Origin of the sequence: Actinoplanes nipponensis, from assembly GCF_016862275.1 — a bacterium.
Taxonomy (GTDB): Bacteria; Actinomycetota; Actinomycetes; order Mycobacteriales; family Micromonosporaceae; genus Actinoplanes; species Actinoplanes nipponensis.
On record NZ_BOMQ01000041.1, the window covers coordinates 1 to 22,808 of the forward strand.

The window sequence follows — 22,808 nt, forward strand, 5'->3', positions numbered from 1 at the left end:
CCGGCGCCCGCCGAGCCGGTCGAGGTCCCGGCCGACGCCGACGCCGACGCCCTGCTCGACCTGGCCGAGGAGCACGAGCTGCAGGACCGCGACGACGACGCCGACGCGGTCCTGGCGGTGTACGACGCCCGGTTCGGCGCGGGCGAGGACGTGGCGGCGGACGCGGGCGGCGACCCGGCGGTGCTGCGCCGGGCGGCCCGCCGGGCGATGTTGCGGGGCAGCCAGCTGTGGCGGGACGACGACCAGGACGGCACCGCGGTGGCCTGGTGCCGGGCGATCGACCTGTTCACCGCCGCCGGCTGCGAGGGCGAGGCCTCGGTGGCCCGGGGCCGGCTGGGCGTCTCGGTGGCGTTGGCCGGACGCCCGGACGAGGGCCGGGCCCTGATCGAGCCGGACACCGCGTACCAGCAGGAGCACGGCGACGCCCGGCAGCGGGCGGCCGCCTGGTCCCGGCTGGCCCTGATCAACCTCGTGCAGGATCGCCCGGCCGAGGCCAACGAGGCGCACGACCGGTCGGAGCAGGCCGCCGCGGAGACCGACGATCCCCGGCTGCGGGCCTTCTATCTGGCCCGCCGTGCCTCGAACCGTGCCGCCGCCGGCCGCCACGAGGAGGCGCTGGCGGCGGCGGCCGAGGCTCGCGCGTACTTCCAGGAGCACGGGCCGGCGCTGCGGCTGGCCGACGCCGCCGCCCTCTTCGGCCAGCTGACCTCGGATCCGGAGGCGGCGGCCGAGGCGTTCGGGGAGGTGCTGGCGGCGGGCGAACCGGCCGCCGCGCTCACCGCGCGGCTCGGCCGGGGCCGCGCCCTGGTCCACCTCGAGCGCATCGACGAGGCGATCGACGACCTGGTCGAGGCGGTGGCGCTCTGCGCCGAGCAGGAGCTGGACGAGGGCGGCGCGTTCATCCGCCAGGAGCTGGCGGACGCGTACCGGCAGGCCGGCCGGGTCGTGGAGGCGGCCGAGGTCGCGGAGGAGGCCCTGGCCGGGCTGGTTCGCCTGGGCCACGACGAGGCCGCCGACAACACCCGGTTCCTGCTCGCGGGGCTCTACCGCCGGCTCGGCGACAATCCCGGCGCGCTGGCGCTCTACGAGGAGCTGGTCGGGCGGTTGGCCGACAACCCGGCGGGCCGCGGCCAGATCCGGGAGAACGCCGGTGACCTGTTGTTCCGGCTGGACCGCGACGCCGAGGCGGCGGAGTGGTTCGCCGCCGGTGCGGAGGATCTGCGGGTGGCCGGTGATCCGCTGGGCGAGCTGCGGTTGCTGCGGCGCCGGGTGATGGCGCTGCACTGGGCCGACGACGTGCCGGCCGCCGAGGAGACGTTCCGGCTGGCCCAGCGCAAGCACGCCGGCCTGCCCCCCGACGTGGGCGAGGAGCCGGGAGCGGTGTGGGAGCGGGCGATGCTGGGCTTCGAGATGGGCCGGCTGCTGCTGGCCCGGGGCCGCGCCGAGGAGGCTGTGCCGTTCGTCACTGGCGGACCGGAGACCCTGCGCGAGGTCGGCGCCCGGGAGGAGGCGGATCAGGTCGCGACGTTGCTGGGCGAGGCCCTGCTGCGCGCCGGTCGTCCGCAGCAGGCCGAGGATCTGCTCTGGCCGGTGCTCGGCGAGATGGCTCAGGACGCGCCGCAACGGCCGGTCGCCGCCCGGGTGCTGGCCGAGGCGCTGGAGGCGGGCGGCAACATCGAGCAGGCCGCCCGGCTGCGCCGCACCGAAGGCGTGGAGGACGAGTAATCGGCTGAACGGCCGTTAAGTCTTCGGCTTGACAGCGGGTTAGAGTTGCCGGGTGACGGTAGATCAGCAGCAGCGTCCCGGGCCGCCGGCCCCGCGCCGGCGCTCGCGCCGCGACGAGATCCTCGAGATCGCGGTCGGCCTCTTCGCCGCGCGGGGATATCACGGTGTCTCGATGGACGACATCGGCTCGGCCGCCGGGGTGACCGGACCGGCCCTGTACCACCACTTCGCCGGCAAGGAAGCCATGCTGGTGGCCGCCCTCATCCCGGTCAGCGAGGGACTGCTGCACGGCGGCAAGGAACGCGTCGGCCGGCACCCCGCGGACGCGCAGGCCGCGCTCATCGACCTGATCGAGTTCCACGTGGACTTCGCGCTGGCCAACCCGGCCGTGATCGCCCTGCACCTGCACGAGCTCGACCGCCTGCCCGACGAGCCGCGCCGGCAGATCCGCCGCCTGCAGCGCCTTTACGTCGAGGAGTGGGTCACCGTGCTGGCCACGCTGCGCCCCGAGCTGGAGGCGGGCGAGGCCCGGGTGCTCGCCCACTCGGCCTTCGGCCTGATGAACTCGACGCCGTTCCTGGGCGGCGAGGTCGACCGCCGCCGCCGGGCCGAGCTGCTGCGCGAGGCGACGGTGCACGCTCTGCTCGGTCGCTGAGGCCCGAGCGCCCGGTCGTCAGGCAGCCGGCCGCCGAGACGGCCGGGAAGCACGAGAGAAAGAGCGAAATGATCGAGTCGCTGCTCATCGCCAACCGGGGCGAGATCGCCCGCCGGATCATCCGGACCGCCAAGCGGCTGGGGATCCGGACGATCGCGATCCACTCGGAGGCGGACGCGGGTCTGCCCTTCGTCACGGAGGCCGACCAGGCGGTGTGCGTGGGACCGGCGAACCCGGCCCAGAGCTACCGCAACGTCGAGGCGATCCTGGCCGCCGCCAAGTCGACCGGGGCGCAGGCCGTCCACCCCGGCTACGGCTTCCTGAGCGAGAACGCGGAGTTCGCCCGTACCGTCGAGGCCCACGGCCTGGTGTGGGTCGGACCGCCCGCCGAGGCGATCGCCGCGATGGGCGACAAGATCAACGCCCGTAACCTGATGGCGCGGGCCGGCGTGCCGGTCGCGCCGGGCACGCACGACCCGGCCGCGACCGTCGAGGCGGCGCTGGAGGCCGCCGCGACCATCGGGTATCCGGTGATGGTCAAGGCGGCCGCGGGGGGCGGCGGCATGGGCATGGCGGTCGCCGCCGACGACAACGGCCTGCGCGCCGAGTACGACAAGGTCCGCGCCTTCGCCGAGCGGATGTTCGGCGACGGCTCGGTGCTGGTCGAGCGCTACTTCCCCCGGGTCCGCCACGTCGAGGTGCAGATTCTCGGGCTGGCCGACGGCCGCGTGGTGGCCCTGAGCGAGCGCGAGTGCTCGGTGCAGCGCCGCAACCAGAAGCTGGTCGAGGAGGCCCCTTCCCCGGCGGTGACGCCGGAGCTGCGCGAACGCTTCCTGGCGGCCGCGGTCAAGGCCGGCGAGGCGGTCGGCTATCGCAACGCCGGCACGGTCGAGTGCCTGCTCGACCCCGCGACCGGCGAGTTCTTCTTCCTGGAGATGAACACCCGGCTGCAGGTGGAGCACCCGATCACCGAGCTGATCCACGGCATCGACCTGGTCGAGGAGCAGCTGCGGATCGCCTCCGGCGCGGCGCCCACCTTCGACCCGGCGACGATCCACGCCACCACCGGCCACGCGATCGAGCTGCGGATCAATGCGGAGGACCCGCAGCGGTTCATGCCCGGCCCGGGCCGGGTGACCACCTGGGTGGAGCCGTCGGGCGAGGGCGTCCGGGTCGATTCCGGCTACGGCCCGGAGACGACGGTCACGCCGTTCTACGACTCGCTGATGGCGAAACTGATCGTGCTGGGGACCGACCGCGCCGACGCGCTCGCCCGGGCGCGGGCCGCGGTGGCCGGCTTCGCGATCGCCGGCCCCAAGAACAACCTGCTGTTCTTCGCCGAGCTGCTGGAGAACGACGAGTTCCGCTCGGGCGACTACGACACCGGCATCGTCGCCCGGATGCGCCCGGCCAAGGTCAAGAAGGGATAGCCGCGATGGACACCGTCTCGATCCGCGAGGTCGCACCGCGCGACGGCCTGCAGAACGAGGAGCCGATCCCGACCGACCACAAGGTCCGGTTGATCGACGCGCTCTCCGACACCGGGGTGCGCCGGATCGAGGCGGTCTCCTTCGTGCACCCGAAGGCGATCCCGCAGATGGCCGACGCCGACGAGGTGTGGGCCCGGGCCTGGCACAACCCCGAAGTCCGCTACTCCGCCCTGATCCCCAACACCCGCGGCGCGCAGCGGGCGCTGGCCGCCGGCTTCCGGGAGATCGAGGTGGTGGTGTCGGCCAGCGACACCCACAACCGCCGCAACCTCAACCGGTCGACGGACGAGTCGCTGGACGACATCACCGCGCTGATCCCGCTGATCCACGCGGCCGGCGCGAAGCTCGAGGTCATCGTCGCGACCAGCTTCGGCTGCCCGTTCGAGGGCGACATCGCCCCGCAGCGGGTGGCGTCCATCGTGGAGCGGGTCCGCGCCGACGGCGCGGACCGCATCGCGTTCGGCGACACCACCGGCATGGCGACCCCGCGCCGGGTGCGGGACCTGCTCTCGGCGGTACGCCCGGACCTGCTGCACTTCCACAACACCAGGGGTACGGGGCTGGCCAACGTGCTGACCGCACTGGAGCTGGGCGTCACCGAGTTCGACGCGAGCGTCGGCGGGATCGGCGGCTGTCCGTACGCGCCGGGGGCCTCCGGCAACATCGCCACCGAGGAACTCGTGCACATGCTCGAGGACATGGGCATCAGCACGGGAATTGACCTGGAAAAGCTCATCACGGTGGCGGAACTGGCCGAGGGACTGCTCGGCCGCACACTCCCGTCGGGTGTTCTTCGGGCCGGACCGCGTACCAGATTGGTCTGAACCGCATTCTTTCTTTTCCTCCATTTGTCCGCGTGACCCCGGCTGTGTCGCTTCGTTACCAATACCGAGTGGCCGATATCGCCTCGTTCTTTCGACGGGCGGCCGGCCCAGGTGTCACAGCCGATGACGAGGGGCGAGACGATGACGGGACGGGTGGTCGAGCGCGATGCGCGTACGGCGTACCGGTCCGCGTCAGTCCCGTCCACCGGTGTCTCCGAGCCCATGCCGCCCCACAGCCAGGGGGCGGAGCGGCGTCGCGGGCACCGCGCAGGGCGCACCGGATCCCGGTGGGGCCTGCGGGCACTGGTCATCGGCGGCCTGGCCGGAGCCGCCTGGCTGCTCACCGGCGCCGCCGCGCACGCCGCGGACCGTGACCCGGCGGGTGAGGGCCTGCCCCTCGGCTCGTCGCTGATCGGCTCCGTGGTGCCCGGCGACGGCCGCCACGCCCCGCTGGCGCACCGGATCATCCCGGCTCTCGAGCCGCTGGATTCCGGCCGGCACCGCGGTTCCGGGCCGGCGGCCACGCTCGCGGGCCGGCTGCTGGGAACACCGGCCCCGGCCACGAGGAGCAGCGACGCGGATCCCGCCCGGGGCGGGATCGTCGGCGTCGTCCGGGGGTTGACCGCCCCCCTTCACCTTGCCGGTGAAGCGGTGGACACCCGGATCGTCCCGGTCATCGACCCGCCGGAGCCCGGGCGGCCGCCGGCGGTGACCGCTCCGGTGACGCCGGCGCGGCCCTCCGTGACGCGGGTGAACGGCTCCGGCGACTTGGCGGCCGACACCTCCGCGGTGGCCGCCGACCGGGTCGACGCGGTCCGCTCGGCCGGCCCGGCCGGCTCGGCCGTGGACCGGGACGCCAAGGCGCAGGCGGCCGGGCCTGAGCCCGATCGCCAGCGCCAGGCGGGAAAGACCGTCGTCCGGCAGCACGCGTTGGCTGCCGACCGGCACTGGGCGGCCGTCACCGCGGCCGAGCCGGAGACGGTCAGCGAAACACCCGACGGTGACGGACCCGCGCCTCTGCGGGTGCACCTCGGGGCAGCGAACGGCGTTCCGGCCTCCGGATCGTCGACCGCGACGGAGGGCGGCTCCGCAGCCATCCTCCCGGCCAAGGTCGCGGACAGCACGGTGGCCTGCCACCGGCTGCCGATCACGACCGACGTCGAGGCCCGGCGCCATGACGCCGAGGCCCCGACCGTCTCACCTGACTAGTACCGGCACCGGCCGGCACACCCGCAACCCCCGCTTCACCGGTGGGTCGAGTGTGCCCGCGTCACGGGCCTGATTCCCGGCCCGCCTGCGAACAGGCGGCGAATCATCTCGGGGCCCGTCACCGGTACGTCACCGCGAATACCGCGTCACCCGTAATGGGCGCACGTCGACAGGCGGGGTCAGGGCAATGGACGAATAACGCCGTGGCACCGCTGCGCCCGAAAACACCGATCAATTGAATACGCGTATCACCATTTCTGACAATTCCGAAAGGCATCTTCTCTCCATGAAGACTTGGGTTCGTAAGACTCTCAGCGTCGGCGTTCTGGCGGCCGGCGCCCTCCTGTTCGCCCCCGGCGCCGCGCAGGCCGACGTCTCGCAGGACTCGTCCGGCAACGTCGGCATCCTCAACGGCACGCAGGTGCTCGCCCCGATCGCCGTGCCGCTGAACGTGGTCGGCAACTCGATCGGCGTGGCCGGCGAGGCCAACTCGGCCGGTTCGGGCATCAACTTCGTCGAGAGCGGCCAGCACCGCAAGCGTGGCGGCAAGGTCTCCCAGCACTCGTCCGGCAACTTCGGCATCGCCAACGGGAACCAGGCGTACCTGCCGATCGCCGTGCCGGTGAACGTGGTCGGCAACTCGGCCGCCGTCCTGGGCCTGGCCAACGCGAGCGGCGCCGGCGTGAACCACGTCGAGAGCGCCAAGGTCGAGCACGGCAAGGGCGGCCAGGGCGGCCACCAGGACAGCTCCGGCAACTACGGCGTGCTCAACGGCACGCAGCTCTACGCGCCGGTCGACGTCCCGATCAACCTGTGCGGCAACGCGCTCAGCATCCTGGGCCTGGCGCAGTCGCAGGCCGCCTGCGTCAACGGTGGCGGGCACGGCCGTCGCGAGTCCGCCACGCAGGACACCTCGGGCAACTACGGGATCGCCGACGGCACCCAGGTCTACGCCCCGATCGCGGCGCCGCTGAACGTGGCCGGCAACTCGATCGGCGTGGCCGGCGAGGCCAACTCGGCCGCCGTCGCCCAGAACGAGTCGGCCCGCGGGCACGACGTCTCGCAGGACTCGTCGCACAACGTGGGCGTCCTGAACGGCACGCAGCTCGCCGCGCCGATCAGCGTCCCGATCAACATCTGCGGCAACTCGCTGGCCGTGCTCGGCCTGGCCAACTCCGCGGCGGCGTGCGCCAACGACGTGGACGGCGACCGGGGCAACGGCCACGGACACGGCCACAACGGCAACGGTGGCGACAACGGCCACGGTGACCACAACGACAACGGTGGCGACAACGGCGACAACGACGACGACTACGTCGGCGGCGACCAGGACGACAACGGCCACGGCAACGACGATGTGGCCGGCGACCACGGCGACCGGGGCAACCACTACGGCAACCCGGGCCGCAAGAGCGTCAAGTCCGAGACGGCGCCCGTCGACGGTCTCACCCAGAACCTGAGCAACGCGGGTGGCCTGAACGTCGTTGGCCTGAATGAACTGGACACCCTCGGCAAGTGAACCGAGCCGACGCGACCCGCGTCGGCCGTGAGGCCCGGGTCACGCCGGTCCCGGGCGTGACCCGAGCGACGCCCCTGGGCGTCGGGCAGTAAACCGGCGCTCCTCCACAGCGCCGGTCGCAAGGAAACGGACGGGAGTCCCCGCAGCGGCGGGGGCTCCCGTCCGGCGTCTCTGGCCTCCGCCTGGCTAATGCGTTAGCCTAACGATCGTTCAGGACGAACGAGGGGGACCAGGTGGCTTTGGACGAGGATGCGCTCGCGCAGGCGCGCAAGCGGGCGCTGGCCGGCGGCGCCGAGCGCTATCACGCGGCCAACGCCGCGAAGGGCAAGCTCTTCGCGCGGGAGCGGATCGCCCTGCTCGTCGACGACGGCTCGTTCGTCGAGGACGGGCTCTACGCCAACAGCCTGGCCGACGGCCTGCCCGCGGACGGCGTGATCACCGGAAACGCCCGGATCGACGGGCGCGAGGTGTGCGTGATGGCCAACGACTCGACCGTCAAGGCCGGCTCCTGGGGCGCACGGACGGTCGAGAAGATCATCCGGATCATCGAGCGGGCGTACGCGACCGGCGTACCGATGGTCTACCTGGTCGATTCCGCGGGCGCGCGGATCACCGACCAGGTCGACCTCTTCCCCGGCCCGCGCGGGGCCGGCAAGATCTTCCACACCCAGGTCCGCGCCTCCGGCTCCATCCCGCAGGTCTGCGCGCTGTTCGGGCCGTCCGCCGCGGGCGGCGCCTACATCCCCGCCTTCTGCGACGTGGTCGCCATGGTCGAGGGCAACGCGAGCATGTATCTCGGTTCCGACCGGATGGTCGAGATGGTCACCGGGGAGAAGACCACGCTCGAGGCGATGGGCGGGGCGCGGGTGCACTGCGCCGAGTCCGGCGTCGGGCACTTCCTCTGCAAGACCGAGCAGGACGCGCTCGACGTGGTCCGCTCGTACCTGTCGTTCCTGCCCTCGAACTGGGAGCAGCAGCCACCGGCGGCCGAGGCCCAGGAACCCGCCGCGGTCGACCTCGCCGCGCTCGTCCCGGTCAGCGAGCGGCAGGCCTTCGACATGCGCCGCTACGTCAAGGGCATCGTCGACAAGGGCTCCTTCTTCGAGATCCACGCGCTGTGGGCCCGCGAGCTCACGGTCGGCTTCGCCCGCCTCGACGGCCAGGTCATCGGCGTGGTCGGCAACAACTCGATGTTCAAGGGCGGCGTGCTGTTCGTCGACTCGGCCGACAAGGCCAGCCGTTTCGTCCAGCTCTGCGACGCCTTCAACGTGCCGTTGCTGTTCCTCTCGGACGTGCCCGGCTTCATGGTCGGCAGCGCGGTCGAGAAGCAGGGCATCATCCGGCACGGCGCCAAGATGATCAGCGCGATCTCCGAGGCCACGGTGCCCAAGATCTGCGTCGTGGTCCGCAAGGCGTACGGCGCCGGCCTGTACGCGATGGCCGGCCCCGGCTTCGCCCCGGAGGCGACCATCGCCCTGCCCACCGCCAAGATCGCGGTGATGGGCGCGGAGGCGGCCGTGAACGCCGTCTACGCCAACAAGATCGCCGCGCTGCCGGAGGACGAGCGGGCGGCCTTCGTGGCCGAGCGCCGGGCCGAGTACGAGCGCGACATCGACATCCTGCGCCTGGCCAGCGAACTGGTCATCGACACCATCGTGGAGCCCGCCGACCTGCGCGGCGAGCTCATCCGCCGGTACGCCGCCGCCCGCGGCAAGGACCGCGCATTCTCCCGGCGCCGGCACGGCGTCACTCCGGTCTAGAAAGGACCCACCATGGTCGACTTCCGGCTCACCGAGGAGCAAGAGGCGCTCGTCGCCAGCGTGCGGGAATTCGCCCGCGAGCAGGTCGCGCCGGTGATCGCCGAGCACTACGAGAAGAAGAGCTTCCCGTACGACGTCGTGCGGCAGATGGGCAAGATGGGCCTGTTCGGCCTGCCCTTCGCCGAGGAGCACGGCGGCATGGGCGGCGACTACTTCGCGCTCTGCCTCGCCCTGGAGGAACTCGCCCGGGTCGACAGCAGCGTGGCCATCACCCTGGAGGCGGGCGTCTCGCTGGGTGCCATGCCGATCTACCGCTTCGGTACGCCGGCCCAGCAGGCCGAGTGGCTGCCCCGGCTGACCAGCGGCGAGGCGCTGGCGGCGTTCGGGCTCACCGAGCCGGGCACCGGGTCCGACGCCGGCGCCACCACGACCCGCGCGGTCCTCGACGAGAAGACCAACGAGTGGGTGATCAACGGCTCCAAGGCGTTCATCACCAACTCGGGCACCGACATCACCTGCCTGGTCACGGTGATGGCGGTGACCGGCACGAAGCCGGACGGCAGCAAGGAGCTCTCCACGATCATCGTGCCGTCGGGCACCCCGGGCTTCACCGTGGCGCCCGGCTACTCCAAGGTCGGCTGGTGCGCCTCCGACACCCACGAGCTGGCCTTCGACGACGTGCGCGTACCGGCGGCGAACCTGCTCGGCGAGCGGGGCCGCGGCTTCGCCCAGTTCCTGCGCATCCTGGACGAGGGCCGGATCGCCATCGCCGCGCTCTCGGTCGGCCTGGCCCAGGGCTGCGTCGACGAGTCGGTCAAGTACGCCAAGGAGCGCCAGGCGTTCGGCCGGCCGATCGGCAACTACCAGGCCGTCCAATTCATGATCGCGGACATGGAGATGCGCGCGCACACGGCGCGGATCGCCTACTACGAGGCCGCGTCCCGGATGCTGGCCGGCGAGGACTTCAAGCACCAGGCCGCGCTGGCCAAGCTCTACGCGAGCGAGGCGGCGATGGACAACGCCCGGTACGCGACCCAGGTGCACGGCGGCTACGGCTTCATGAACGAGTCCGCGGTGGGGCGCTTCTACCGGGACGCGAAGATCCTGGAGATCGGGGAGGGTACGTCCGAAGTGCAGCGAATGATCATCGCGCGCGGCCTCGGACTGTAGATCTTGGACTCGCGGGCGGTTTCCGCGGCAAATCCGACGGCGAGAACGTCGGTTACTCGACAAAGAGCCTGTTGAACTCGGCATCCATCGACACGGGTGCCTAGGTTCGAGACATGACGTCCGATCACGGGGCGGACCAGGGTGGTCCGGGATTCGACGCCGTGCTGCGCAGCTACCGGCTGCGGGCGAAGCTGACCCAGGACGAGCTGGCGGCTCGCGCCGGGGTCGGCGTACGGACCGTCCGCGATCTCGAACGCGGCCGCGCGTCCCGGCCGCAACGCACCACGGTGGAGCTGCTGGCGGCGGCGCTGGGGCTGGCCGGCGCCGACCGGCTCGCGTTCCTGGCCGCCGCACGCGGACAGCCAGCCGGGGCGGGCCCGCCGCCGCGCTACATGCGCCTGCCCCCGGCCGGGGACCTGATCGGCCGCGACGGTGACGTCGCCGAGCTGGTCGCCCGCCTGTCCCCGGCGCGGGTGGACGGGCGCCGGGGGATCACCCTGGTCGGGCTGGCCGGGGTCGGCAAGACCAGCCTCGCGCTCACCGTCGCCCACCGCGTCGCGCCGGCCTACCCGGGCGGCATCGCGGGCGTCGTCATCACCGACGGCTCCACCACCGGCGAGGTGCTCGGCGGCGTCGCGGCCGTGTTCGGGGTGGGCCGGCCGGACGATCTCGCGCCGCGGTTCGCCGGTCGCTCCGCGCTGCTGCTCATCGACGCGGTCGAGCGCGCCTCCGAAGCCGTCGCCGAGGGTCTCGGCCGACTGCTGGACCAGCACCCGACCCTGCGTTTCCTGGCCACCGGCCGGCACCCGGTCGGCCTGCCCACCGAACGGGTCTGGACGGTGACCCCGCTGGTGGCGCCGCCGGAGGACGCCGGTCCGGAGCTCGCCGACGTGGCCGGCTATCCGGCGGTCGCGCTCTTCCTCGACCGGCTGTCCCGGGTCCGCGGCGGGCCGGTCGAGCCGGACGAGGTGGCGCCGCTGTCCGCCCTGGTCCGGCGGCTGGGCGGCCTGCCGATCGCGCTGGAGCTGGCCGCCGCCCGCGGCCGGGTGCTGACCGTCGCGGAGATCCTCGACCGCTACGGCGACCGCGTCCTCGATCTGTCCGGCCGGCCGGCCGCGGGCGCCGTCGTCTCCGTCCGGGAGGCCGTGGCGGCCAGCTACCGGCTGCTCGCCCCGGACGAGCAGCGGGCCCTGCACCGGCTGGCCACCTTCCGCAACCGCTGGTCGCTGGACCTGGCCGAGGCGGTGATCGCGGACGGCGCGGCCACCGACGCGGTGCACCTGCTCGACCGGCTGCTGGAGCTGGGCCTGCTCAGCGCGCGCGGCGCCCGGGCCTTCCGGTTCCGCCTGCTGGACGTGGTGGGCGATTACGCGCTCGAGCGCGCGGCGGCCGACGGCGACCTGGCGGCCGCCCGGCACCGGCACGCCGAGGTGCTGGCCGACCTGGCCCAGGGCATCGCCACGGACCTCAAGGAGGGGCGTCTCGCCGAGGCCGCCGCCCGGCTCGACGACGTCGCCGGTGACCTGGGCGCGGCCCTGACGTTCGCGGCCCGTGAGCATCCGCACATCGCGCTGCGCCTGGCCGCCGCGCTGCCCCGGTGGTGGCGGTTGCGGGGTCGCGACGTGACCGGGCGGCAGTGGCTGCGCCGGCTGCTGGCCGACCCGCGGACGGCCGACGCCGACCCGCTGGTCCGGGCCTGGGCCAAGGTCGGCCTGGCCCAGCTCGCCCTCGAACACGGCTCGGGGGCGGAGGAGATCGACTCGGCGGAGTCCGCGCTGACCGACTTCGTCACCCACGGGGACGTGCCGGGGCAGCTCACCGCGCACACCCAACTGGCCGCCCTGTGGCTGACGGCCGGGGGATACGAGCGGGCGCGCCGCCACGGCGCCGCCGCGCTCGAGCTGGCGCGTCGCAGCGGCCGGGCCCGCGACATGGCGGTCGCCGAGAACAACCTCACCTGGCACGAGATCCGCGAGGGTGACCTGGCCGCCGCCCGGGACCGGCTCGCGGAGGTCGACCGGCTGGCCAGCCGGTGCGGTGAGCACCGGCTGCGGGCGCTGGCGGCGGCGAACCTGGCAGAGGTGGAACGGCTCGACGGCCGTTTCGCGGAGGCCGCGCGGCTGGGCCGGTACGCGATCGCCGAGCTGGAGGACGTCGGTGACCCGGGCCATCGGCGCCGGGTGCTCGCCACGATCGGCCTGGCGCTGGCCGAGAGCGGACGGGTCGCGGAGGCGTCCGCGGTGCTGGCCGAGCTGCGGACCGCGGCGCCGCAGGCGGTGGCCGACGGGCCCGCGGCGATCGTCGAAGCGGCGATCGCGCTGCGTCAGGGCGAGGAGAAGCGGGCGGCGGAAAGCTTCGCGGCCGCCGCGGCGGCCTATGCCGGCGGCCATGATCCGCGCGACACGGTCGAGGCCCTGGTCGGCGTGGTGCGGAGCACCCCGGAGGCGGAACGCCGGCAGGAGGCGGTGGCCCGGCTCGCCGAGCTGTGCCGTACGGGCGGGATCACGCTGCTGCCCCGGGAGCGGGAGCTGCTCGGCGCGGACGTGCTGCGCCGGCTGGAGGAGCAGGTCTGAGCCGAGGCAGGGCGTGGACGACCGGCGCTTGATGTGCCCCCCACACGCCGGTCGTCCCAACGCCCCGGTAACGCGGCGTGAACGAAGGCACCCCCGTTTGCCCCGCCGTGGCCTCGGCCGCGCCGCGTCCCCCTGCGGAGATCACCTTAGCCGGGGCTCTCGGGCGATTTGTGGATATAGGCCGGTTTCGGCCGCACCCGGTGGTGCTTCTGCCGGTAGTTCTGCCGGTTACCGACCCGTTCGAATCAGCCGGCCGGGGCCACCCGGGCGGCGTCGTCCTCGGAGCTGCCGGCCGTCGCGCACGGGTTGACCGCGTCGCGGATGGTCCGCAACGACTCCAGCAGCTGGGTGAGCTTCTCGGGCGGAAGCTGGTCGATGAACCACCGCTGCACCAGCTCCAGGTGCCCCGGCAGGATCTCCTCCAGCCGGGCCAGGCCCGCCTCGGTGATCACCGCGTAGGAGCTGCGGCGGTCGCTCGGACACGCCTCGCGGCGGATCAGCCCACTGCGGTCCATCCGGTCCACGACCCGGGTCACCCCGCTGGTGGACAGGGAGGTCTGGCCGGCGAGATCGGTCATCCGCAAGCGGTTCTGCGGCGAGCGGGCGAGGCGCATCAGCACCTCGAACTCGACCGGGGAGACCCGGTGCTCCTCGAACTGCGCGGCGAAACGGCTGTTCAGGCCGGTGAACGCCTCGGCGAACAGGCCGATGGCGGTGAACCGGTAGTCATCGAAGTCGGTAGCCACGTCACTCATCCTACCTCGTTAGCTTGACAGGAGGAATATTGCTTGGCATATAGTTGCTCCGTCAGACAACAACCTGGCTCTGCCATCGAGAGGACATGTCATGACCGACTCCATCGCCACCACCCGTGAGTTCGACGGTCTCCAGATCCCGGCCGCCGGCACGTACCAGCTGGACGCCGCCCACAAGCGCGTCGGCTTCGTGGTACGCCATCTGATGGTCAGCAAGGTCCGCGGCGACTTCGCGCAGGCCGACGCCACCATCACCATCGCCGAGGACCCGCTGCAGTCCGCCGTCACCGCGACGATCACCACCGCGAGCGTGCAGACCGGCAACGCCGACCGCGACAACCACCTGCGTACCGGCGACTTCTTCGAGGCCGAGAAGTACCCGGCGATCACCTTCCGCAGCACCGGCATCAAGTCGCACTCCGGTGCCGAGTTCGTGCTCGACGGCGAGCTGACCATCAAGGACGTCACCAAGCCGGTCGAGCTGGTCGTCGAGTTCGAGGGCGCGACCACCAGCCCGTACGGTCAGCAGGTGTTCGGCTTCAGCGCGACCACCGAGATCGACCGCGAGGACTGGGGCCTGACCTACAACATGGCGCTCGAGTCCGGCGGCGTCATGATCGGCAAGAAGGTCAAGATCGAGATCGAGGGCGAAGCCATTCGCCAGGCCTGATCCGGCCGTTGCGCAGCAGGGCGCCGCCCGTTCGGGCGGCGCCCGGCTGCGTTCGGGGCAGGACTGGCGGCATCAGGGAGCGGATGCGAGGGTAAACGTTGCGCTGCGGTCCGCTTACCGAGAGCTGATGTACGTCCGGTTTGTCCCTGGCTTTGGTTAGCGGGTGCACATAGCGTGAGACCGTCACGCGAACCCCGCAGGAGGAACGATGGGTAAGGGCCTCTCCGGGGTCGTCTTCTCGCAGGAGGACCGGCTCCGTTATCGGCAGAAGGTCCGGCGCTGCCTCGACGTCCTGGCGCTGATGCTGGACGACTTCGCCTTCGACGCGGAGCACCCGATGACGGGCCTCGAGATCGAGCTCAACCTCATGGACCAGGACGCCGAACCGGCGATGCGCAACGCCGAGATCCTCGCCGACCTGGCCGACCCCACGTTCCAGACCGAGCTCGGCCGGTTCAACCTCGAACTCAACGCCCGGCCGCGGCTGATCAGCGGGGCCGGACTGGCCGACTACGAGCAGGACATCATCGAGAGCCTGGCCCGCGCCGAGGACCGGGCGAAGAAATCCGACAGCACCATCGTGCTCATCGGCAGCCTGCCCACGCTGCGCCAGGACCACCTGGTGCTGGCCAACCTGTCGGCCGACGACCGGTACCGCGCCCTCAACGACCAGCTCGCCGGCGCCCGCGGCGAACAGTTCAGCGTCGACATCCGCGGCGTCGAACGGCTCCAGACGGCGAGCGACTCGATCGCCCCCGAGGCGGCGTGCACCAGCGTGCAGTTCCACCTCCAGGTGCCGCCGGAGAAGTTCGCCGACTACTGGAACGCGGCCCAGGCGGTGTCCGGGATCCAGGTGGCGCTGGGGGCGAACTCGCCGTACCTGCACGGCCGGCAGCTCTGGGCGGAAACCCGGATCGCGCTGTTCGCGCAGGCCACCGACACCCGGCCGGACGAGCTCAAAGCCCAGGGGGTACGCCCCCGAGTCTGGTTCGGCGAACGCTGGATCGCCTCGGTGTTCGACCTCTTCGAGGAGAACGTCCGGTACTTCCCGCCCCTGCTGCCGATCATGGACGACGAGGACCCGGCCGAGGCCCTGGCCGCGGGCAAGGTCCCGGCCCTGGGCGAGCTGCGGCTGCACAACGGCACGGTGTACCGCTGGAACCGCCCGGTCTACGACATCATGAACGGCCGCCCCCACCTGCGGGTGGAGAACCGGGTGCTGCCGTCCGGCCCGACGGTGATCGACATGCTGGCGAACGCGGCGTTCTACTTCGGCCTCGTCCGCCACCTGGTCGAGCAGGACCGGCCGCTCTGGGCGGAGCTGGCCTTCGGCGCGGCGGAGGACAACTTCCACGAGGCGGCCAGGCGCGGCATCGAGGCGGAAATGTACTGGCCCGGCCGGGGCGAGATCCCGGTGCCCGAACTGGTGCTGGGCGAGCTGCTGCCGATGGCTCATGCCGGGCTGGACGCCTTCGGCGTGGATCCCGCCCAACGGGACCGGCTGCTCGGAGTGATCGAGAACCGCTGCCGGACGGGCCGTAACGGGGCGACGTGGCAGACCGGGGCGGTGTGGGCTGCCGAGCATCATCGCGGGCTGGATCGGCAGGCGGCTTTGCATGACATGTTGCTTCGGTACAGCTCATTGCAGCAGACGAACGAGCCGGTCCATACCTGGCCGGTCGATTAGCGCGGGTTGTCCGGGATTTTCGCTGCCGAGCAGCTGGCCGGCGTTCCCCTCCAGGGTGGTGGCTGGGGGGCGTTGAGTTCGGGGCCGCCGGGCTTTGTTCTTTCGCCGGTGGCGGGGTTCCTGTTCTTGCCGCGGATCACCGTTCTTGCCGGCGCGGCGGCGTCTTCTTGGCAGGCTTGAGGGGCTCTTTGGCGGGGGCTTCCACCCGGCTGAACGCAGGTGGTGGGTTGGCCCGGCGTATCCGGATCGGTGAGCCGGCTCTCCCGTGGTCCGCGGTTGTCGTTCTCGTCGTGTGGCGTCTCTTGGTGCGGCATCTCTTTGCGGCGGAGTCTCTTGGCGGGCCCCATATCTTGGCCCGGCGGCACTACTGGCGGGGTGGTGTCTCTTTGCCGGGCGGCATCTCTTGGCCGGCGGTGGCATCGGGCCCGGCGGTGTCTTTCCGTTCGGGGGCGTCGTTCGAGCCGGCGGCGTCCTTCGAGCCGGATGCGTTCTTGGATCCCGCGGTGGTTGCCGCAGCCGTGGTCGGTCCCGTGGCGGTGGACCCGGACGCGTCCGGCTTGGCGGACGTTGCTGCTCTCGCGCCCCCCGACCTCGTCTGCCGAGGCGCCGATCGGGGCGTGCCGGACGCGGCCTTTGTGGACTTCGCGGTGGTCTTCGCCGCCGAAGGCGCTTTATCGGAAGCCGCGTCATTTGCCTGACCAGGCGTCTCATTGCCACCCGCGCGGGCCGAGGATTGCGGGCGAGCCGGCCGCTTTTCACCCGATTGAGGTTCGTTGATCCGTGCTATCGGTGGAGAGGCCGGGGGAGGCGCCACCGTCGAGCGGGTGTCGGACCGGCCGGGAGCCGACGACGGGGCAGGACGCGCGGCTCCGTCAACCGACGCCGCGCCGGATCGCGGCGAGCTTGTGGGGCGGCCGGCCGGTGACTTTCCGCGAGCGGCGACGGCACCCGTGACACTCGGTGCGGCATCCCCTCGGCCCGCACCAGCTCGATCGCCGGATGTCTGGTCTCCTCCGGCGGCGCGGTCGCCAAGCGTAGGGGCGTCCTCGCGTCGGCCGGCACCGGCCGACGCGGTCGCGGAAGCGGGAGCCTTGGCGCGTCCCGTAGCGGTCCCCGACGGAGTGGTCGGCGACTCAGTGTCACCTTGACGGGCGTCGCGCCGGCGGAACCGGTCCATGAACGACCGTCGGGGAGGTGCCTCGGACCCACCGGCGGATCCGGCGCGCTCCTCCCGCTCCGGCGGCGCGGAGATCGACTCAGACCCGCCCCGGGACCTCGATGCCGACCTGGCCGACGGCACGGCGGCGGTTCCGCTCCCAGCAGGCCCCGACGCGGCTACTCCTGACCCGGTGGTCCCAGACACCCCGGCCCTGGAACCCTTGGCACCGGCTGCAGTCGCGGGTTCAGCAGCGCCGGCCCGTGTCGCAGCAGCACCGGACCCGGTGTTCCCGGCTCGCGCCGAGCCCGTCGCGGCGCTTGTAGATCCGGAAGCCTCGGACCTGGGAGCTGTGGATGCGGGGCCTGTGGATGCGGGAGCTGTGGATGCGGGGCCTGTGGATGCGGGGCCTGTGGATGCCGGGCCTGTGGATGCCGGGCCCGCGGCGACACCTCGCCCCACGCCCCAACGCTGCCCGAGCGCAACCGCCAACGCCGACCCCGCCAGCCCGGCCAGCACCGCATAAGGCGCGATGAGATAAGCCGACTGCAACGGCCCGGGCGTACCGCTCAACTGCGGCGCCAGCACGAAGAACGCCCCCGCCACCAGCAGCGGACCGACCGCACCCGACGAGGCGGCGCCCACCCCGACGTCACCGCGACGGACCGCGGGCAGGGCGCCGAGGACCCCCAGCACCAGGGCCGCGAGCAGCGTCAGCACCGCGCTGGGCCAGGAGATGGTGCCGTACTGACTGTCGGCGGTGTCCGGTGAGACGAACTGCCAGCTCGACAGGTACGTCGCCGAGGGACGGTGCCAGAAGATCGTGGCGATGACTGCCGCCACGGCCAGTGACCACAGCCAGGCCGCGGTCGCGATCAGGTTCGCCGCCACGGGCCGGGAGACCACCGCCCAGTACGCGATGGCCAGGCCCAGGAGCACGCCGATCACCGCGTACCCGCCGGCGATCGTCTGCGGCGAGTAGGTGTCCGTCCGTACCGCTGCCCGGGCCGGGAGCGCGATCAGCGCGACCGTCAGCAGCGCGCCGACCGCCGCGGAGGCCGCCAGCGCGAAGCGCCAGGGCCCGCCGGCCGCGCGGCCGAGCCGGCCCGCGATGACCGCGCCGAACACCGTCGCGCTCGCGGCGATCCAGGTGGCCCAGCCCAGGCTGCCCAGCCAGACGCTGTCGTCGTCGGACACCGCCGGCCACACCACCACGCCCAGGCCGTAGCCGAGGCCGAGTTGGGCGGCGCCCGTCCCCGCGGCCACTCCGGCCGCGGCTGCCACTCGCGCTGTCCAGCCCGTCTCGGCCATGCCGGGCACTGTAGCCGTCGGTGACGATGCCTGCGAATCAATGAGGTGATGCACCAAGATTGGTTAGGTTGGTGGGCAGGACGCGCGAACGGAGAGGATCCGGCGATGGCCGACGACGACGAGCGCCGCCGCCTGGACGAGACGGGCGAGTACTTCCCGTTCGCCGACGACGAGGAAAATCCCCCGATCGACGGTCCCCCGCAGGATGACCGCACCGCCCAGTTGCCCGGCCTGGCGGCCGACGCGGACCGCACCCAGGTCTTTCCCGGCGCCGATCCGGACGCGACCCAGGTCGCCCCGCGGGCGTCGCGGGGCGACGCGACCGCCGCTTTTCCCGGTCCGACCGACGACGGTACGCACACAGAGCGTTACCCCCGCAGCACCGACAACTGGGCCGAAGAGGGGGACGCCGTCTGGTCCGCCCGGGCCGGCGTCCGCCCTCCGCGCCCGGGGTACGGCGACGAGTACGCCCCCACCGACTGGGCCGCCGGGCCGGCCGACGAACCGCGCGGCAAGTGGTGGACGCCGATCGCGGTCGGCATCGTCGCGTTGCTGCTGCTGGGCCTGCTGGGCTGGGGTATCTACCTCATCGTGCAGTCCACGGGGGGCGACGACGCCACCCCGGCCGTGACCCCCTCGGCGGCGGCGCCGGCCACCACCGGCGCGACCACCCAGCCCACTACCGCGCCGCCGTCCACCGAGCCGGCGACCACGCAGCCGACGACGACGCCACCGACCACCCCGAGCGACGTGACGGTGCCGGCGCTGAAGGGTTTGTCCACGGACGAGGCCCGGGGCGCCCTGGACCGCAAGGGCCTGAACTACCGGCTGCGCTACGTGACCAGCGATTCCCCGGCCGGCACAGTGATCGACAGCGACCCCGCGGAGGGTCAGCAGGTGCCCGCGGACACGGTGGTCACGCTGATCATCGCGGCGCGACCGACCACGCCGGCGACCACGACGCCGCCCACCACGACCAGCCCGGCCGGCCAGCCGGACGAGGACTGAGGCCGGGCTCAACCGAGCCCGGGGTCAGTCGGCGTCAGCGGTTGGCGCGCAGGGCCCGAGCCTGGATGGCGCCCGTGGTCATGCCCGGCTGCCGGCCGTTACGGGTACGCGGATCCGGGGCCTTGCCGACCTGCCGCAGGCCGCCGACCTGCACAAAGATGGAGCGACGCTCGACCGCGTCACCGGATCCGTTGAGCTCGTAGCCGTCCAGCCAGATCCAACCCTCGTAGGTCGGCCAGTCGTGCACCCGGATGACGCGGAAGAGCATCGGCGCCGCGAATTGGACGCTGGCCGCCTTCGTCACGTGTATGACATCGCCGGACCGAGGAAGCACGTCATCTCCTGTCCTGAACCCAGTAGGGGCAAATTGCACTGCGCCGCACATGAACGCCGACGGTCCAGTGTGCCCGGCTCGTGCGTCTTTGCACCATAACGAATGTGCCAATCCTCGCAATGGCGCGGTTGTGCCGCAGTCGGCCCGCCGTTACTGCCCGTGAGCCGGTGGAGTCCGGCCGGGACAGTCGGCGGGGGCCGGTCCCCCCGTGCACGACGTCGCTTTTCGGTGCATTGCTGAGTGCTCGGCGCCGTATCGCAGCTTCCCGCAAGAACACTAAGTGACGTGCGCCATACGGAAAGATTGCACCACGAGACTAGTCGATGCAAGTTGCAGGTCAGCCGAAAGTGACTAAACGATCACTGTGGACGCTTGAAGGATCAAGAGATCAACAGAGAGACTGAGTCGGACAACGCCGTACGGTGGAGCCCCATACCGTCCGGTCGCATGATGCCACGCAGCCCGGAGGTGAGCGTGAATCCGCGCCGCAGCCCCACCATCCGCCGCCGCCGACTCGGTGCCGAACTTCGTCGATACCGCGACGCGGCCGGCGTGACCATCGACGTGGTGGCCGAGCGTCTCGGCTGCTCACCGTCCAAGGTGTCCAGAATCGAGACCGGCCACACCAGCGCCACTCCGCGGGACGTAAAGGACATGCTGGACATTTATGACGTCAAGGGCGTGGAATCCGACGAATTAGTCCAGATATCGCGGGAAGCCCGGCAAAAGGGATGGTGGCATCCATTCAGCACGGTGCTCACCGGCGCGTATGTCGGGCTGGAGGCGGCGGCCCGCTCCATCAGGGCGTACGAGCAGCAGGTGATTCCCGGTTTGCTCCAGACCGATAAGTACGCAATAGCGATGATTCGGGCCGCTCGACTGGGTGACCCGGACCGAGAAATAGAGCAACGGGTACGCGTCCGGATGGCTCGCCAAGCGTTATTGATTCAGGACGATCCGATCGATCTTCAGGTGGTGCTCGATGAAGCGGTGGTGAGTCGCCCGGTCGGCGGCGACGAGGTCATGCGAGATCAATTATTGCGATTGGTCGAGGCGACCCGTCTGCCGAACGTCACTCTGCAGATCCTGCCGTTCGCGGCGGGTGCCCACGCCGGCATGGACGGCACGTTCGCGATCCTCGACTTTCCGGACGCCGAGGACCCCAACGTGGTGTTCGCCGAGAACGCGACCGGCGGGCTGTTTCTGGAGAAGAGCGATGAGCTCCGCAAGTACAACTCGATCTTCGAGACCATCCGATCGTCGGCCCTCTCTCCCGAGGAGTCCAGAGACATGATCGCTATGCTGGCAGAGGAGCCATTGTGGAAGTTGAGACCAAGGGGTTCCGGATCGATCTGAACCGCGCGCAGTGGTTCAAGAGCACGCGCAGTGGGCCGAACTGTGACAACTGCGTTGAGGTGGCCTTCGTGGACCAGGCCATCGCGGTGCGCGACTCCAAGAACCCGACCGGGCCCGCCCTGATCTTCACCGCCGCCGAGTGGGACGCCTTCGTGGGCGGCGCCAAGGACGGCGAGTTCGACCGGTAGTGCAACACCCGACCGCCCCCGCCGCGTACGTGGGGGCGGTCGCTGCATTTCGCCCCATTGGCACCGTCGCCCGTTCGGGTATGCCTCGTTGAACGCTCTAAGCGCGGACCGGACCGCGCCGGAGAACCGCCGCCGGCCCCGTACGGCTGACCGTCCCCCTCGCGTGACGGTGCGGGTGGGCGATCCATACGAGCGAGGCAAGGCGAAGCAGATGACGATGGGTTCCGACAATCTGAGCAACGGATCCGTGACCGCACAGGACCGCTTCAGCGGGGGCGTGAGCGCGTACCGGCAGACCCGCCGTGAGGCTGCCCTGGCCGCGGAGAACGACGGGGAGCTGGTCGCGCGGGGCGGCGGATCGAGCCTGTCGGGCCTGCCGACCCGTACCCCGATCGAGCCGACCAGCGCACTTGACCGGGCGGCCAAGCTGCCATCCATGGACCTGCAGGGGGTGACCGAGCCGGTCTTCCCGACCAGCGGCGGCTGGGTCGACGCGAGCAGCTCGCCCTCGATGGCCGACCACCCGCTGCTGCGTGGCCTGCTGCTCGAGCTGCCGGTCCGCGGCGCCATGCCGGACTCGGCCTGGCTGGACCGCTGGTTCGAGGCCGCCCGTTCCATCCTCGAACTGCTCTACGTGCAGGAAGCCAAGCGCAAGTAGGACCGCGACGCCTCAGGCGGCGCGGTGGCCCGAGGTGGCGTACCCCTCTGCCGGCCGGCTCTCGGCCGGCAGGGCGGTGTAGGTCTCGGCGGCGGTCTGGCGTGCCGGCACGGGACGCAGCCGGGCCTTGCCGATCGGGGCGAAGACGTTGACGTTGAGCCGGCTGTGCCGGATCGCGTGCCGGATGCCGAGCGCGAGCACCGCCATTCCGACCACGGTCAGCACGATCCCGGCCACCTGGGCCCCGGGCACGTCGATCACCCCCGCGGCGATCGGCACGCCGGCGAGCGCGGCCAGGCCGGTGACCTGCAGCGGCGTCGCGACCAGCGGGTGCGCGGCGGCGGCCTGCAGCGCCGGCGGCGCCGGCGTCAGCGGCGCGGTGGCGAACGCGGCCGCACCGCGCCGGATCCGCGTGAGGCGGCGCGCGGTGAGGGTCAGCACGACCAACGCGGGTACGGCGGGCAGCAGCGCGGCCGCCGGCGCGTTCGACGTCCCGGGCAGTACGCCGGTGACCAGCGGCACGGCGATGAACACCGCGACGCCTGCACCGACCAGCAGGGACAGTGTGCGCGCACGTCGGCGCAGCTCACGAGCGGTGCGTACGCCCGGCAGGGCATCCGCGAGCAGTCCGGCGGTGAGCCAGACCCCGGCGAGCGCGCCGATGAGAATCAGGTCCGTTGCGGTGTTCACATCGACAGCCTTCACCTGGCGGGCAAACCGCGAAACCGGGATATGCCCGGACCGGGGACCCGTAGGGGTT

At 71.9% G+C, this 22,808-nt stretch carries 21 protein-coding genes; 18 read left to right on the top strand and 3 right to left on the bottom strand.

Translation table 11 applies throughout. The features are described 5' to 3' along the window. From Ani05nite_RS16650 to Ani05nite_RS16690, 9 genes are all read left to right on the top strand, one after another. A partial coding sequence (locus Ani05nite_RS16650; RefSeq protein WP_369076850.1) for a tetratricopeptide repeat protein occupies window positions 1-1,725 on the top strand: 1,725 nt, incomplete at its 5' end. Window positions 1,726-1,777: 52 nt separating this feature from the next. Beyond that, entirely contained in the window at window positions 1,778-2,380 is a 603-nt protein-coding gene (locus Ani05nite_RS16655) for a TetR/AcrR family transcriptional regulator (protein WP_203769315.1), read from the top strand. A gap of 68 nt (window positions 2,381-2,448) precedes the next feature. Beyond that, window positions 2,449-3,810 carry an acetyl-CoA carboxylase biotin carboxylase subunit gene (locus tag Ani05nite_RS16660; RefSeq protein WP_203769317.1) on the top strand — a complete coding sequence of 454 codons (1,362 nt, stop codon included), beginning with the start codon at window positions 2,449-2,451 and terminating at the stop codon, window positions 3,808-3,810. A gap of 5 nt (window positions 3,811-3,815) precedes the next feature. Beyond that, window positions 3,816-4,694 carry a hydroxymethylglutaryl-CoA lyase gene (locus tag Ani05nite_RS16665; RefSeq protein ID WP_203769319.1) on the top strand — a complete coding sequence of 293 codons (879 nt, stop codon included), beginning with the start codon at window positions 3,816-3,818 and terminating at the stop codon, window positions 4,692-4,694. Window positions 4,695-4,817: 123 nt separating this feature from the next. Continuing rightward, window positions 4,818-5,903, top strand: coding sequence for a hypothetical protein (locus Ani05nite_RS16670; RefSeq protein ID WP_203769320.1), 1,086 nt, complete (start codon window positions 4,818-4,820; stop codon window positions 5,901-5,903). A 286-nt stretch (window positions 5,904-6,189) separates the two neighbouring features. Beyond that, window positions 6,190-7,422, top strand: a complete 1,233-nt coding sequence (locus Ani05nite_RS16675) for a chaplin family protein (RefSeq protein WP_203769321.1) — start codon at window positions 6,190-6,192, stop codon at window positions 7,420-7,422. Between the two features lie 233 nt (window positions 7,423-7,655). Then, window positions 7,656-9,182, top strand: a complete 1,527-nt coding sequence (locus Ani05nite_RS16680; protein WP_203769322.1) for an acyl-CoA carboxylase subunit beta — start codon at window positions 7,656-7,658, stop codon at window positions 9,180-9,182. Window positions 9,183-9,194: 12 nt separating this feature from the next. Beyond that, window positions 9,195-10,352 carry an acyl-CoA dehydrogenase family protein gene (locus Ani05nite_RS16685; RefSeq protein WP_203769323.1) on the top strand — a complete coding sequence of 386 codons (1,158 nt, stop codon included), beginning with the start codon at window positions 9,195-9,197 and terminating at the stop codon, window positions 10,350-10,352. Window positions 10,353-10,465: 113 nt separating this feature from the next. After that, window positions 10,466-12,925, top strand: coding sequence for an ATP-binding protein (locus Ani05nite_RS16690; protein WP_203769324.1), 2,460 nt, complete (start codon window positions 10,466-10,468; stop codon window positions 12,923-12,925). 245 nt (window positions 12,926-13,170) lie between these two features. On the opposite strand, the gene Ani05nite_RS16695 is transcribed toward Ani05nite_RS16690, so the two are convergent. Beyond that, window positions 13,171-13,680: a MarR family winged helix-turn-helix transcriptional regulator gene (locus tag Ani05nite_RS16695; RefSeq protein ID WP_203769325.1), complete on the bottom strand. Its 510-nt coding sequence runs from the start codon at window positions 13,678-13,680 to the stop codon at window positions 13,171-13,173. A 91-nt stretch (window positions 13,681-13,771) separates the two neighbouring features. Between Ani05nite_RS16695 and Ani05nite_RS16700 the strand changes: the two genes are divergently transcribed. The 6 genes from Ani05nite_RS16700 (at window position 13,772) to Ani05nite_RS16725 (ending at window position 19,512) form a co-directional block, all read left to right on the top strand. Then, window positions 13,772-14,350 (top strand): YceI family protein, encoded by a 579-nt coding sequence (locus tag Ani05nite_RS16700; protein WP_203769327.1) that lies wholly within the window; start codon window positions 13,772-13,774, stop codon window positions 14,348-14,350. 208 nt (window positions 14,351-14,558) lie between these two features. After that, the gene (locus tag Ani05nite_RS16705) at window positions 14,559-16,037 is read left to right on the top strand and encodes a glutamate-cysteine ligase family protein (RefSeq protein WP_203769329.1); all 1,479 of its coding nucleotides are present in this window, start codon (window positions 14,559-14,561) and stop codon (window positions 16,035-16,037) included. Window positions 16,038-16,423: 386 nt separating this feature from the next. Further along, complete coding sequence (locus tag Ani05nite_RS16710) at window positions 16,424-16,735, top strand: hypothetical protein (protein WP_203769331.1); 312 nt, start codon at window positions 16,424-16,426, stop codon at window positions 16,733-16,735. A 1,218-nt stretch (window positions 16,736-17,953) separates the two neighbouring features. Further along, window positions 17,954-18,175, top strand: a complete 222-nt coding sequence (locus Ani05nite_RS16715) for a hypothetical protein (RefSeq protein ID WP_203769333.1) — start codon at window positions 17,954-17,956, stop codon at window positions 18,173-18,175. After that, on the top strand, window positions 18,176-18,421 hold the full coding sequence (locus Ani05nite_RS16720) for a hypothetical protein (RefSeq protein ID WP_203769335.1): 246 nt from the start codon (window positions 18,176-18,178) through the stop codon (window positions 18,419-18,421). A 188-nt stretch (window positions 18,422-18,609) separates the two neighbouring features. Next, on the top strand, window positions 18,610-19,512 hold the full coding sequence (locus Ani05nite_RS16725) for a PASTA domain-containing protein (RefSeq protein ID WP_203769337.1): 903 nt from the start codon (window positions 18,610-18,612) through the stop codon (window positions 19,510-19,512). 34 nt (window positions 19,513-19,546) lie between these two features. On the opposite strand, the gene Ani05nite_RS16730 is transcribed toward Ani05nite_RS16725, so the two are convergent. Next, entirely contained in the window at window positions 19,547-19,846 is a 300-nt protein-coding gene (locus tag Ani05nite_RS16730) for a hypothetical protein (RefSeq protein ID WP_212992281.1), read from the bottom strand. A 474-nt stretch (window positions 19,847-20,320) separates the two neighbouring features. Between Ani05nite_RS16730 and Ani05nite_RS16735 the strand changes: the two genes are divergently transcribed. The 3 genes from Ani05nite_RS16735 to Ani05nite_RS16745 all read left to right on the top strand — a co-directional run bounded on the left by Ani05nite_RS16735 (window position 20,321) and on the right by Ani05nite_RS16745 (window position 22,048). Beyond that, window positions 20,321-21,202, top strand: a complete 882-nt coding sequence (locus Ani05nite_RS16735; protein WP_203769380.1) for a helix-turn-helix domain-containing protein — start codon at window positions 20,321-20,323, stop codon at window positions 21,200-21,202. Next, window positions 21,166-21,390: a DUF397 domain-containing protein gene (locus Ani05nite_RS16740; protein ID WP_203769339.1), complete on the top strand. Its 225-nt coding sequence runs from the start codon at window positions 21,166-21,168 to the stop codon at window positions 21,388-21,390. Before Ani05nite_RS16735 ends, Ani05nite_RS16740 begins: the two co-directional genes overlap by 37 nt. Window positions 21,391-21,601: 211 nt before the next feature. Further along, window positions 21,602-22,048: a hypothetical protein gene (locus Ani05nite_RS16745; RefSeq protein WP_203769341.1), complete on the top strand. Its 447-nt coding sequence runs from the start codon at window positions 21,602-21,604 to the stop codon at window positions 22,046-22,048. A 12-nt stretch (window positions 22,049-22,060) separates the two neighbouring features. On the opposite strand, the gene Ani05nite_RS16750 is transcribed toward Ani05nite_RS16745, so the two are convergent. Continuing rightward, window positions 22,061-22,738, bottom strand: a complete 678-nt coding sequence (locus Ani05nite_RS16750) for a hypothetical protein (protein WP_203769343.1) — start codon at window positions 22,736-22,738, stop codon at window positions 22,061-22,063. Window positions 22,739-22,808: the final 70 nt, after the last annotated feature.